This window comes from uncultured Shewanella sp., assembly GCF_947501225.1.
GTDB lineage: Bacteria > Pseudomonadota > Gammaproteobacteria > Enterobacterales > Shewanellaceae > Shewanella.
In genome coordinates, this window is record NZ_CANMUW010000010.1 from 1 (window position 1) to 13,133 (window position 13,133).

Annotated in this window: 10 protein-coding genes; all 10 read right to left on the reverse strand. The window is 45.8% G+C overall.

All coding sequences use genetic code 11. The annotated features are described in order from the left end of the window. Positions 1–453: 453 nt before the first annotated feature. Positions 454–1,869 carry a nitrogen regulation protein NR(I) gene (glnG, locus tag Q1B47_RS14375; protein ID WP_299794977.1) on the reverse strand — a complete coding sequence of 472 codons (1,416 nt, stop codon included), beginning with the start codon at positions 1,867–1,869 and terminating at the stop codon, positions 454–456. A gap of 53 nt (positions 1,870–1,922) precedes the next feature. Beyond that, on the reverse strand, positions 1,923–2,963 hold the full coding sequence (gene glnL / locus Q1B47_RS14380; protein WP_299794979.1) for a nitrogen regulation protein NR(II): 1,041 nt from the start codon (positions 2,961–2,963) through the stop codon (positions 1,923–1,925). 130 nt (positions 2,964–3,093) lie between these two features. Then, entirely contained in the window at positions 3,094–3,630 is a 537-nt protein-coding gene (locus Q1B47_RS14385; protein ID WP_299794981.1) for a DUF4124 domain-containing protein, read from the reverse strand. A gap of 264 nt (positions 3,631–3,894) precedes the next feature. Next, positions 3,895–4,572, reverse strand: coding sequence for a type 1 glutamine amidotransferase domain-containing protein (locus Q1B47_RS14390; RefSeq protein ID WP_299794983.1), 678 nt, complete (start codon positions 4,570–4,572; stop codon positions 3,895–3,897). Between the two features lie 83 nt (positions 4,573–4,655). After that, a complete protein-coding gene (locus Q1B47_RS14395; protein WP_299794985.1) occupies positions 4,656–5,813 on the reverse strand; it encodes an iron-containing alcohol dehydrogenase in 1,158 nt (385 codons plus the stop codon). 118 nt (positions 5,814–5,931) lie between these two features. Beyond that, a complete protein-coding gene (locus Q1B47_RS14400; RefSeq protein WP_299794987.1) occupies positions 5,932–6,528 on the reverse strand; it encodes a TetR/AcrR family transcriptional regulator in 597 nt (198 codons plus the stop codon). Positions 6,529–6,780: 252 nt separating this feature from the next. Beyond that, entirely contained in the window at positions 6,781–7,089 is a 309-nt protein-coding gene (locus tag Q1B47_RS14405; protein ID WP_299794989.1) for a hypothetical protein, read from the reverse strand. A gap of 286 nt (positions 7,090–7,375) precedes the next feature. After that, positions 7,376–10,189 (reverse strand): ATP-binding protein, encoded by a 2,814-nt coding sequence (locus tag Q1B47_RS14410; RefSeq protein WP_299794991.1) that lies wholly within the window; start codon positions 10,187–10,189, stop codon positions 7,376–7,378. Between the two features lie 5 nt (positions 10,190–10,194). Then, positions 10,195–11,151: an ABC transporter substrate-binding protein gene (locus Q1B47_RS14415; RefSeq protein ID WP_299794993.1), complete on the reverse strand. Its 957-nt coding sequence runs from the start codon at positions 11,149–11,151 to the stop codon at positions 10,195–10,197. A gap of 200 nt (positions 11,152–11,351) precedes the next feature. Beyond that, a complete protein-coding gene (gene glnA / locus Q1B47_RS14420) occupies positions 11,352–12,761 on the reverse strand; it encodes a glutamate--ammonia ligase (RefSeq protein WP_299794995.1) in 1,410 nt (469 codons plus the stop codon). Positions 12,762–13,133: the final 372 nt, after the last annotated feature.

Genomic DNA, 13,133 nt, shown 5'->3' on the forward strand with positions numbered 1-13,133 from the left:
GAACGCGGAGAGCTTGCGACCTACAGGACGTAGGGAGTGCCATTTATGCAGGATGCATATAAATGGTCTCGAAGCTGTCCATGACAGGCGCCTTCGCTTTTATCTATGAAGCTAGCTACTAAAGCTGTATGACCGATAATTGCTCCTCGGCTATGGCATCCAGCTTTGACCCACCTCGTATATCAATTCAGCCCTGAGTTATTGTTATTAACTACCTATGATATTCAGGATATGCACACGTCCTAATTCGTAGTTGCCGCGGGGGATACAAGCTTCGCGGCTAAAGCACGCTCCTACATAAAGAGGGGCATTTCAGCCATCTGATGTTCAGGGTTAACAAATGCCTTGATGGCAAGCATGCCAATGAAAGGTCATGTCTGGTACTTTTGCTTGGTTTAGGCATATAAATTAAAAAGCCTGCCGATACAGCAGGCTTTTATTTCCTACATATCTCTATTCCATAGCCAGCTCTTTTAATTTCCGGGTTAGTGTATTACGTCCCCATCCCAGCCGTTTAGCTGCTTCCTGCTTGTGACCATTAGTATGCTCGAGAGCCGTTTCGAGTAGTATTCTCTCAAAAGCCGGCTGCACCTCGGTAAGCAGATTACTTTCACCATCCTTGAGGCGTTGGTTGATCCAACTCTTTAATGATTCCTGCCAGTCAGTCATTTCTCCCGATTGGTTAACCGGCGGTTTATTCTGCTCGTTAAGGAGCTCCGGCGGCAGATCTTGAGGTAGTATCTCCTGCCCGGATGCCATGACCATCAACCAGCGACAGGTATTTTCCAGTTGTCGTACGTTTCCGGGCCATGGCAGCTGTGCAAGCTTCTCAGCCGTTTCAGGTGTTAATATTTTAGGTTCTACAGCTATCTCTTTGGCCGCAGAGGTAAGGAAGTGACGTGCCAGTTGAGGGATATCCTCCCGCCGCTGTGAAAGAGGGGGAAGGTGTACTCTTATTACGTTGAGGCGGTGAAAGAGGTCTTCACGAAACTCCCCTTTCTGCACTAACTGTTCAAGATCCTGATGTGTAGCCGCAATGATTCTGACATCGACGCTAACCGGAGAGTGGCCACCAACACGGTAAAATTGCCCATCGGCCAATACTCTTAACAGACGGGTTTGGACATCGAGCGGCATATCACCTATCTCATCCAGAAATAGCGTGCCGCCATTGGCTTGCTCGAATCTTCCCTGCCTGACACCAGATGCTCCAGTGAAAGCACCTTTTTCATGGCCGAATAGCTCAGATTCGATGAGATCTTTTGGAATTGCGGCCATATTAATTGCGATAAAAGGGCTCTCTTTCCTTGGGCTATGCTTATGCAGTGCACCTGCAACTAACTCCTTACCCGTACCGGATTGACCATTGATAAGCACGCTGATAGAGGACCTCGATAGTCGGCCAATAGCGCGAAAAACCTCCTGCATAGCCGGCGCTTCACCTATGATCTCCGGTGTTTTCACCTGATGCTCTTCCGGGGCATTTGTTGCCTGTTCACTGGAATGAGTCAAAGCTCGCTCTACCAGTGCAACAGCTTCATCGATATCGAAAGGCTTAGGTAGATATTCGAACGCTCCGGCTTGATATGCACTAACCGCACTATCTAAGTCGGAGTGCGCAGTCATTATAATCACCGGGATATGGGGATAATGAATTTGGATTCGCTCCAACAGGCTCAGGCCATCGGTGCCCGGCATTCTTATATCAGAGATAATGACTTTAGGTTGAGATAGCTCGAGTGCCTCCCACAGTGATTCTGCTGCGGCAAAACTTGCACAGCTGATTTGTGCCCCTTTTAAGGCTCGCTCGACAACCCAACGAATAGAGCTGTCATCATCAAGCACCCAAACTTGTTCCGTTATACTCATGATTATCCCCGATCTATTCATTATTAATGATGTGGTTATATTGGTTCCGCTGGTCAGCTTTTTATGGGGAGTAAGATGGTAAATTCCGTTCTCCCAAGTTTAGAGTGGCAGTCAATTCTGCCGCCATGTAGTCGAGCAAAGTTGTGCGCGATCGATAAACCCAGTCCAGAGCCATTATCACGACCTGTCACCATAGGATAAAACAGAGTGTCCAGCAGTTCAGGTTTGATACCCGGGCCATTATCTATGATGGATAGGGCCAGTACTAACTTATGCCTTTCAGTACCTATGGTGACTTGATGCTGGGTGCGTGTTTTTATCAATATCTTCCCACCCGCAGTGTCGAGTGCCTGGACTGCATTTTGAACTATGTTCAGTACGGCTTGCTGCAATTGTTCAGGGTCCATTTGAATATCGGGTATGGAGGGATCGTAATCTTGTGTCAATGTGATATTCGCAGGAAGGGTCATGAACACCAGGTTAAGTACTTTCTGAACCACTTCGTGAATATTATGCAGACTATGCTGTGTCGGCTTTTGGGGGCCGAGTAATCTATCCACCAGATTTCTTAGTCGATCGGCCTGCTCGATAATAAGATCAGTAAACTCATTGAGCTGAGGGTCATGCAACTCTCTGGATAGTAGCTGAGCTGCGCCACGAAGTCCTCCCAAGGGGTTTTTTATCTCATGAGCAAGGTTTCTCACCAGATACTGTGCCGCTTGCTGTTGGGCATCTATAGTCAGCTGCTGGTGAATACGTCTTTGCTGGTCGACCTGTCTGAGTTCTAACAGGCCTAATCCCTGTTCCTGCTCCAGAGGGGTGAGCGTGATGTCTACGGTATGGTGTTGATTATCAAGTGTCACTAATGCAGCAGTATTTACCGTGAGTCCTTGATTTTCTCGAATAGCCTTACTCAACAGTTCTGTGCTTACTCCGAGGATTTGAAAGCCGTCTGATAAAACATGCTCGGTTAGTCGGTGGCTCCCCACCCCCAATAACTGCTCGGCCGCAGCATTGGCATAACAAAGCTTAAGATCAACATCTACCACCATGACCGCGGTCACCAGATTATTGAATAGGTGTTTTATATCCATCAGTGCTCCAAGTTGACTAATGCACCATTATGGTGCACCAATTTGGTGCACTCTGCAACTTTCTTCAGCTGAGTGATATATGATTGACTAAAAGCTTAACTAACTATTTTTTATAGTGTTATAACCTTCTTCAATTAAGAGTAGTGGCTTGTGGCTTTTTGTTAACTATCGCTCGGTGAAGAAATATTTTCCTCGGGGGAGTGGATGCAAGTTGTTTGCCGTTTTGGGCCACAGCCTTGATAACAAAAGAGTGTTCACCACGATCAATATTCTTAAGGCTAAAGATAGGGGTTTCTTGTGGGGGCCCAATCACCTTGTCATCCATCAATAAGACGAGCAGATGTTTGGGTTTTAGATCCGGTGTTATGGTCGCCATTATGGTGATATCGCCGTTGTTATCACGAATAGTCTCATCTTCTTTCGGACTGAGAATGCTCATCTTATATTGAGTCGCAGGAGTGACCTCCTCTTTCGTTTCCGGTGCCAAATCCTTAGGCAGCTGAACTTTTATCTGGTTTTGCGTATTACTTTTAAATTCGACCACTTCAGAATTACTTATTGGTTTATCGGAGTAGTGAACCTTGCCATCTTTATCGACCCATTTATATACGGTGGCTTGAGTAACCCATGTAAAGAGCAGAAGGCAGAAAATAAGAGCTAAACGCATAAAAGTTCCTTTGTTACACATATGTAAGCCCTTCAAGATTAGCTTTTATTTGGCTAAAAATCATGGAGAAAATATGTTTATCTGAATTATCGATAGCTCTTTTTAGAGTATTGCCTGTAGCTTACTATTCAAAATACCTCTGTTTAAAGCCGTTGCTTCAGTACTCAGGAAAAACTATAGGCTTTAGGGGATACACTTAAGCTTCCGTTGAGAAGGGTTAAGAGGGGGCGCCGTAAGGGGCCCCCTTGTGTAGAAGGAGGTGAGTTAACCTAACTGTTTAATCATCTCATCAGCGACGACTTCTGATGATGCTGGGTTCTGACCTGTTATCAGGTTGCCGTCTACCGCAAGGTAGCTCGCCCAATCATCGCCTTTGCAATACAGGGCGCCATTATCTTGCATCATATCTTCGACCAGAAAAGGTACTATATCTGTTAGTTGAACGGCTTCTTCTTCGGTGTTTGTAAAGCCGGTTACACGTTTACCTGCTACTAAAGCTGTGCCATCGGGAGCTTTTACATTTTTCAGGACACCCGGAGCATGGCATACGAGACCTACCGGTTTATTGGCCTGATGAAAGGCTGTGATTAATGCAATTGAGTGTGGGTCGTTAGTGAGATCCCAAAGTGGGCCATGGCCGCCTGGATAAAAAATCGCGTCATAATCTTCAGCCTTTATATCGGCTAAACGTAGGGTGTTTGCTAAATGTTGGCGGGCTTCACTGTCTTGATTGAAGCGCTCCGTTGCAGCAGTTTGAAAGTCGGCTTGCTCACTGCTTGGGTCGAGCGGGGGCTGTCCGCCTGAAGGGGATGCCAGGGTGACAGTAAAATTTTGGTCTTTAAAGCGATAGTAAGGGCTGGCGAACTCCTCTAACCAGAAGCCTGTCTTTCGTCCCGTTTCACCCAGCTTGTCGTGAGAGGTCAGTACCATCAATATATTCATTTTTATTATCCCGTTTACCTGAGTTGTCTTTCATTTTTCAGCATAGATCCGGTTGCTTGAAACCATCCGCAGCTGGTCGTAATCTATAAGTTTCGTTCTAATATTTTACGGCTCATGGCGAGGTCGACATCTTGTTTCTCACCCAGCGCCGTCATGCCGTGTCGTTCGAGTTGTTCAATGATGTTATCTATGCTCGATGTATCTAAATTATAATCTGAAAGTCGGGTATTGATTCCCATGGCTTCGAAGAACTCTCGGGTCTTGGCTATCGCGCTATCGATCTTCTCATCGGTATCGCCTTCGGTGATCCCCCAAACTCTCTCACCATACTGCAACAGCTTTTCCTTCTTGCTATCACGGCGGCAATCGAGCATTCCCGGCAGAACCATTGCAATAGTGCGTGCATGGTCTATGTCATATAGAGCCGTGATCTCGTGTCCAATCATATGAGTCGCCCAATCATGAGGAATGCCTTTTCCGATCACACCACTGAGTGCCATGGTGGCGACCCACATCAGGTTGGCACGTACGTCGAGATTGTCTGGCTCGCTTAACGCTAATGGGCCCAGCTCGATTAAGGTCTGAAGTAAACCTTCGGCAAACCTGTCCTGTACTGGTGCGTTGACCGGATATGTTAAGTATTGCTCGGTGATGTGAATGAAGGCGTCGACAACACCGTTAGCGACCTGACGCTCAGGGAGTGTGAAGGTTTTAGTGGGGTCGAGTATTGAAAACCTGGGAAATACATGGTCACTCATAAATGAGAGTTTGGATTGAAACTCTTTACGGGTTACTACACTGGCGCTATTCATCTCAGAGCCGGTTGCCGGCAGGGTCAGCACAGTGCCAAATGGCATAGCTTGGGTGACCTTGGCTCCCCAGCTTAGCAGGATCTCCCACGGCTCACCCTCGAAAGGTACTGCAGCAGCGATAAATTTAGTTCCATCGATCACTGAACCACCGCCGACAGCGAGCAGAAAATCGATCTTCTCCTCTTTCACAAGGGCGACCGCTTGCATCAAAGTTTCATAGGTAGGGTTGGCTTCAACCCCACCGAACTCCAAGACTTTACGTTGACCTAAGGCCGCTTTAACCTCGTCCAGGGTGCCGGTTCGCTTAGCGCTATTGCCACCGAAAAGAATCAGGACTTTAGCCTCGTTCGGAATTAGCTTATCGAGTTCGGCAATCTTGCCCTCACCAAAGCAGATATGTGTTGGGTTGTAATAGTCAAAGCTGTACATAGTTTCCCGTCTTATCGACCAGTCATACTGAAGGTGTTAGTAGACCAGTCGTCTAGTTGTTAATTAAAAAAATTCCCGCCTTAATTCTAGACGGGAAGATAGATGCTGTTTGATATTTTTATGTCGAACCAGGTTGAGCGAGTTGCTTGTGAGTGGTCTTCAGTACTCGTTCGATCACGGCTGGATCTCGGTTTAGCTTATTCATCAAACTAGCGCCTAACCACATTTGGTAGAGCATTTCGGCGGTATCAAAGGCGGGCATCTCAGGGATGGAACCATCGGAGATACCGGCTTCAATGCAGTTAGCAATGCGGTTGATGACAGACGCCGATCCTGATTTTAATGCTAAGCGCATAGGCTCAGACAGGTCGGCCACTTCGGCACTTAACTTTACGACGAGGCATTTTTGATCCACACAAGTATCGCTTTGGGTAGATTGCCAGCGCAGCCAGTACTCCATGAGGCGATCCAGAGCCGAACCCTGCTTTGAGTCGAAGATCTCATCGATGCTATTAAGGTAGCCTTTAAAATAGTTGTGGATGATCTCTTCACCAAACTGCTCCTTTGATTTGAAGTAGTGATAAAAAGAGCCCTTTGGAACATTGGCAAATTTTAAGATCTGTGAAAGGCCAACATTTGAGAAGCCCTTGCCGGAGATCAATGTGTAGCCAGAATCTATAATATGCTGGCGTGTAAGTTGTGTCTCTGTTTTCATGTGAATAGATTAATAGGGAATAGACCGGTCGTCTAGTGTTGTTTTATAATTCAATCGTGTGTTTGTATCCCTTTCAGTCATCTCTAAGTTGTGTTTGCCTCCGTGTATTGATAACTCTTTAATGTTTCTGGCCTGCGTTTTGACACATAAATTGAGAATAGGCGGACCATTTCTATTTGAGTCAGCCTAAGGTCGGCAGTTAAGATCTTCGAAATCCCAAAGGCCTTAACTGCCGGATGAGTCTGTATCGATTTATGGGTTGATGGCTCTGAGGTGTGCTTTGCGGTACTCATATCTGTTATTGATAGTGTCTAGCTCACTCACAGACATCGCAACTGCAACAGGTTGATCGTTGCTGTCACTCTTGGACGTAAACTTCTGTGCGGTGCGATTGACGAAGTCAACAACATAAATATTTGCTGCCGATTCTTTATCTATAAGTGTTTTTATCTCTTGGGCGGAGCAGTCATTACATACGGTAATTTCAGAGATGGCTGCGTAGCTTGTTGAGGTAAAGAGTAGAGTGAATGAGACTAAGGTTGCTTTGATTTTATTGTTCATGCAGATTCCTTTTTATTAGTGTTGTGTGAGCTGAGTCACATTTAATCCTAATGGAGAACTCTGGTTTTGTCTATTTTTTATTCACGGCCATATCTTTTAAAATCAATTATTTAGCTGTGGCTAATTTACCTTTTGCTCTCTGTTGGCGCCTGTTCTGCCTTAAAGGTTTTTTGAAGTAGCCGTTAAGGGGCGTGGGGAGTGCAGCTGTCAGGTGGCTTGCTTTCAAAGATAATTCAAGAGCATAAATCATCGCTAATGAGAAGCTTCGATATGAAACCTCAATATTTCAATGAGAAACAGTATCTGGCTGGCTATCTTCGATATTGTTCTCTGTAAACAGGGCCATCAAGGCCTGTCTGATATCATCCGGCTCCAGTGGTTTAGAGATGTATTCATTCATTCCGGCCTGTAAACAGCGTTCCCGATCTCCCACCATCGCATTTGCTGTCATTGCTATGATAGGGATATCTTGGTAGTGCTGACCTGCGTAGCCTGCCCTGATCATCTCTGTAGTCTGATAGCCGTCTAAGCGTGGCATCTGACAATCCATGAAAATTAATTGATATGAGGTTTGGTTGCTACTCTTTAGCATCTCAATAGCTTGCTCACCATCAGAGGCTATGTCTATCTCTAGTCCGAATTGGGCAATCATTCCCTGAGCAACAAGCTGGTTCGTTTTATTATCTTCAACGAGGAGTAGCTTGGGCGTTTGAGTGCCGAAATAGGTTCTCAAATCCCAACTTTTTGTCGCCATGGCTCCTGTATCAAGCCGTTCGGCATTATCCTCCGCGCTCTGGCTTATCTGCCACAATGCGGTCAATAGTTGCTCTAAATGCAGCGGGTTGCAGAAATAGCCAACTATTTTCCCATTGAGAAATGGAGTAATAATGGTTTCATCCAGAGCTGTAATGAATAGCAGGGTTGGCGTTTTCGATAAGCTTGTATTGTCTTCAAGTTTCTTAAGCTCTGCTTCAATTGCATCCCGGCCGGCCGGGAGATGGATAATGGTCAGCTGGGGTCGATATGTATCTGCAATGTTTGCCGGTCTGAAATCTGTTAACTGTGTAGCCTTAACGACCTTAAGCTTAGCATTTAACAGGTTGAGCGTTTTTCCAAGCACCTGATCGGCTCGGGTGCTTCGGCTGAAGAAGAGAATGGATAAAGATTGCAGATCTGTTGCATATAGCTCCGCAGTGCTCTCAGCTTTTATCCGAACATTGAAACTAAATTTGCTGCCTTTACCTTCATCACTTTCGACTGAGATCTCTCCCCCCATAAGTTCGGTAAGACGCTTCGCAATAGAGAGTCCCAGACCGGTTCCGCCGAAGTGCCGGGTGGTTGAGCTGTCGGCTTGAGTGAAAGGTTGAAACAGCTTTTCAAGCTTGTCTGATGCCAGACCAATTCCGGTATCTTCAACTGAAAATCTGAGTGTCGGTTCTGCGTTGTCACTAAATTTCACATAGAGGATAATGCTACCCTTCTCGGTAAATTTAATGGCATTTCCAATCAGGTTGGTTAGGATCTGGGCTAGCCGGGTTGGGTCACCCATATAATCTTGAAAGTTTATATCTGTTATATCACAGACAAGCTCAATGCCCTTCGTCTGTGCCTGAATGGCCAGGGGGCGAATGGTTTCATACAGTAGCTCGGGAAGGTTAAATGTCACGGACTCTATAGGGAGCTTTCCTGATTCAATCTTAGAGAAATCCAGAATATCATTAATCAGGCTCAACAGGTTTTTTGCACTTACCTTGGCTGTGTGTAGGTGGTTAAGTTGACTCTGATCCAGGGCTGTACACTCCAGTAGGGTCAACATTCCCAAAACCCCGTTCATTGGTGTGCGAATTTCATGGCTCATGCATGCCAGAAACTCTGACTTGGATTGGGCGGCAGCTTCTGCGACTTCACGGGCATCATCTAAAGCCAGATTGTTTATCTCCAGTTGGTGGGCATATTTCTCTATTTTCTTTTCGTTCTCCCTTGCTCGGGTCCTGTCTTCAATGCAGATAAATATTCCTGTTACTTTTCTCTTTTTATCGATATCCGGTATATGGGTTATGTGAAAAAACAGGCTCATCTCCTGATGAGAAAACTCTGCGTCAAAGGTGACCGGTTTTCCACGTAATGCTGCTTGGATCGGTTTCTCTATTAGAGAAAATAGCGTTTCTGGTAATGCTTCTCTACAGGTATGGTTTAGTACCTCCTCCCTCTCTTTCTCCAGCCATAGCAGACTATACTGGTTGATGAATTGAATCTGCTCCTTTTTATCGACATAGAGCAGATGTACAGGCAATGCGCTGGCCATATTCTTGATATATCTGTGCGACTTTTCGACTTCAGCCTTTTGCAACAACTGCTTATGAATTGAACTGTTATAACTGTTAGCTAAAATACTAAATTCATCGCGTGTTTCTACCTGAAGAGGTTCAGGTATCTGTTTTTTATTGTCCTGTTTTAACAACTGCTGAGTCATCTTTGAGAGGGGCTTTAATACGACTATGCGTTGTATGATGATGTTGATTAGCAGGAGCAGAATGAAGCCTCCAATCACAATCAACATAAAACTGTCTCTGGCTTGCTTTAAAGCTCCTTCGAGGGACTGCTTATTATATTCAAGATAGATGATGTAGGGCTTCAACCTGTTTGCCTGAGGGTCGATCAAGTGGATTTTTACCGATTGATGCAGGCTGTTACCTATCGAGGTTCCCTGAATACTTCGGCTGCTGCCGGCGGGATTATTGATCAGTTTCATGACGGGTACGGAGAACACCCGATTGGCACTTTTGCCGTTGTATTGCACCAAACTATCGGCGCTGATGCTGAGATCTGAGGCTTTAATAACAGAGAGGCGGGTGATATTCGGGTAGGTTGCCAACACGCCAACGACTCTGATCATGTTGCTTGTTTGAGAGTTAGTTTCAAGTGCCAGCTTAAGTGAGTCTGTTATCTGGGATAACTCATTTTGAGCCTGGTTCTTTAGTCGCTCTTCAGTTTCCTGAATAAAATAAATACTCAAGACCACACAGATGATCACGCCGATAATCAAAGTGCTGAGGTTGAGCTTGAATCCAATGCTGTGGCGATAGCTGGTAGGGACCATAGCTTTCAGATGCCCGGTTTGAACAGTGATTCGACATGCTGGCAGGAGCTGTCGAAGGCATCGACCTGATTGAGTGTGTTGCATACCGACTTAGAAAGCTTGGTCAGTGTCTGCTGATCCGCGAGGAGTTGTTTCTGCTCCATGCTGGTTAACAGGTGTATATCAGTAAGGGCTTGATTAAATTCGCTTTCTGAAATCTGCTCGCGTTCAGCCATGAGTTTAACGGCTTCTTGTGGGTGCTTATCCAGATAATCCATTGCCATCTGCCAGGCTTGTTGAAGTTTAGGTATTAGGTCGGGGTTGAGGGCGATAACCTCCTTCGATATGGACACGGTATCGAGAATTTCATTAGGGATCTCGGCGGTGGTGAATATCAAATGGTTAGATAACGCCTTGTCGTTGAGCATATCGAAAGAGTAGGGAGGGTAAGTCACTACGGCATCTATCTCTCCGGTAGCTATCGCTTTATGAGCGTTTCCTTGCTCCATGTTCACCACCTGAACATCGTCGAGTGACATATCATATACAGCTAACGCTCTGGCTAAAATGTAGATCCCAAGAGAGCTGACTTCACAGCCGACTCTCTTCCCCTTTAGGTCGCTTATGGACTCAAAAGACTGGTTACCCAATATCACATCTCCTCCGTTGGAGTAGTCGGCAAGTAGTACAACCGTTAATGGTGCCCCACCAAACTCTTGTGCCTGAACGGCTTCCACTATGGTACTGGTAAAGCCATCGACCCGGCCGTTGATGTAAGCTCGCTGAGCATCGGAAAGCGTCGCTGTTTGTACCAGTTTGATATTGATTCCCACCTTCTCGTAAAACCCTTTCGTCTCGGCTAAATAGAGCAGCTCATAGCCTGGCCAGGGGTTAATTGCGATGGAGATGGGTTGCTGTGGCTTCTCTTGCCCACAAGCTGTCAATATGAGCGTTATCAACAGGCAGGCTAATCGTTTCATCATGGGGATAATCGGCAATAAAATTTAATGTAGTTATTAGGTTAGTAGAGCTAAATGGATACCGCCAAAAATTAACAGCTTGGTTTTTAATAGCGGAGGGAGAAGCAATTATGGTGCGAAGAGAGGAGCTGTGGATGAAGAAAATTAAAAAGCCCCGGTTACTACCGGGGCTTTTAGGGCTGGAGAGTTTGGATATCTACCCGTTACAGGCTGTAATAAAGATCGAACTCTACAGGGTGAGTCGTATTATTCACTCGAGTAACATCATCAGACTTAAGTGCGATGTAAGAATCGATAAAGTCATTGTTAAATACATCGCCGCGAGTCAGGAATTCACGGTCAGCATCGAGACACTCGAGTGCATTTTCCAGTGACGTTGCAACTGTTGGGATCTCTGCTGCTTCCTCGGCTGGAAGATCATAAAGATCTTTATCCATCGCCTCACCCGGGTGGATCTTGTTCTGAATACCGTCAAGACCAGCCATCAGCATCGCTGAGAAGGCTAAGTATGGGTTCGCCATAGGGTCACCAAATCTCAGTTCGATACGGCGGCCTTTAGGGCTAGGTACGACTGGAATTCGGATCGAAGCGCTACGGTTACGTGCCGAGTAGGCCAGCATTACAGGCGCTTCGAAGTGTGGGATCAGGCGCTTGTAGGAGTTAGTCGCAGGGTTAGAGAATGCGTTAATCGCTCTGGCGTGCTTGATAATACCACCGATGTAGTAAAGTGCTGTTTCACTCAGTCCGCCATACTTATCGCCGGCGAAGAGGTTAGTGCCATCTTTTGCCAGTGACATATGAACGTGCATACCACTACCGTTATCACCAACTACTGGCTTAGGCATGAAGGTTGCTGTCTTGCCGTATGCGTGGGCAACGTTATGCACGACATATTTAAGCACCTGAACTTCATCTGCTTTAAGGGTTAAAGAGTTAAAGCGAGTCGCAATTTCATTCTGACCGGCAGTTGCCACTTCATGATGGTGAGCCTCAACAACCTGGCCCATCTCTTCAAGAACGAGACACATAGCACTACGCAGGTCCTGTGATGAATCGACTGGAGCGACAGGGAAGTAACCCCCTTTTACGCCAGGACGGTGACCCGTGTTACCTTCATCATAGCTGGTGCCTGAGTTCCATGAAGCTTCTTCAGCATCAACCTTATAGAAGCAGCCGGACATATCTGAGCCATACTTAACATCGTCAAACAGGAAGAACTCAGGCTCCGGTCCAACTAATACCGTATCGGCGATACCAGTTGAGCGAAGATACTCTTCGGCTTTCTTAGCGATAGAGCGTGGATCACGGTTGTAACCCGTTAAAGTGCCTGGCTCAAGAATATCGCAACGGATGTTAGCAGTGGTTTCTGCGGTGAATGGATCCAATACAAAACTGTCAGGATCAGGCATCAATACCATGTCTGACTCGTTGATACCTTTCCAACCAGCGATTGAAGAGCCATCAAACATCTTACCTTCTTCAAAGAAGTCGGCGTCTACTTGATGTGAAGGGATAGATACATGCTGCTCTTTACCACGAGTATCGGTAAAGCGCAGATCAACAAACTTAACTTCTAATTCTTCGAGTTGTTGTAAAACTGATTCAGCTGACATTCTAAGTCTCCGAGTAGGGTAAAGGGGTTTCCCTTATTATATTTAAATTTTTTAATGCTCAAATATGGTTTTAGCTTCTATGCTTTATACAAAGCGAGAGTCATGCCAAAAATATAAGTTCATGATTTTTAAGGTGTCGTGTATGTTGGGCAATGGGCAAAGACGCCGGATTGCACCATATTGGTGCGCTATATGTTCAATGTTGGTGCGTTCACCAAGGTGGTGCGGGTGTGTCTAAAACGAATTATTCATAGCTGACTAAAAAATAATCCTGTCCGAGAGCCCTCGGCTAGAGTAGAATGGCACGTTTTTTATTGCAACAGCTATTATTAAGGCTGTTACAAACCCCCAATATTTTGATGGTAAGAGGTT

Excerpts from the sequence above, each read along its gene's own strand:
- glnG (WP_299794977.1), bottom strand. The coding sequence starts at position 1,869 with ATGAGTATAACGGAACAAGTTTGGGTGCTTGATGATGACAGCTCTATT.
- Q1B47_RS14405 (WP_299794989.1), bottom strand. The coding sequence starts at position 7,089 with ATGAACAATAAAATCAAAGCAACCTTAGTCTCATTCACTCTACTCTTT.
- Q1B47_RS14390 (WP_299794983.1), bottom strand. The coding sequence starts at position 4,572 with ATGAATATATTGATGGTACTGACCTCTCACGACAAGCTGGGTGAAACG.
- Q1B47_RS14400 (WP_299794987.1), bottom strand. The coding sequence starts at position 6,528 with ATGAAAACAGAGACACAACTTACACGCCAGCATATTATAGATTCTGGC.
- Q1B47_RS14385 (WP_299794981.1), bottom strand. The coding sequence starts at position 3,630 with ATGCGTTTAGCTCTTATTTTCTGCCTTCTGCTCTTTACATGGGTTACT.
- Q1B47_RS14415 (WP_299794993.1), bottom strand. The coding sequence starts at position 11,151 with ATGATGAAACGATTAGCCTGCCTGTTGATAACGCTCATATTGACAGCT.
- glnL (WP_299794979.1), bottom strand. The coding sequence starts at position 2,963 with ATGGATATAAAACACCTATTCAATAATCTGGTGACCGCGGTCATGGTG.
- Q1B47_RS14395 (WP_299794985.1), bottom strand. The coding sequence starts at position 5,813 with ATGTACAGCTTTGACTATTACAACCCAACACATATCTGCTTTGGTGAG.
- Q1B47_RS14410 (WP_299794991.1), bottom strand. The coding sequence starts at position 10,189 with ATGGTCCCTACCAGCTATCGCCACAGCATTGGATTCAAGCTCAACCTC.
- glnA (WP_299794995.1), bottom strand. The coding sequence starts at position 12,761 with ATGTCAGCTGAATCAGTTTTACAACAACTCGAAGAATTAGAAGTTAAG.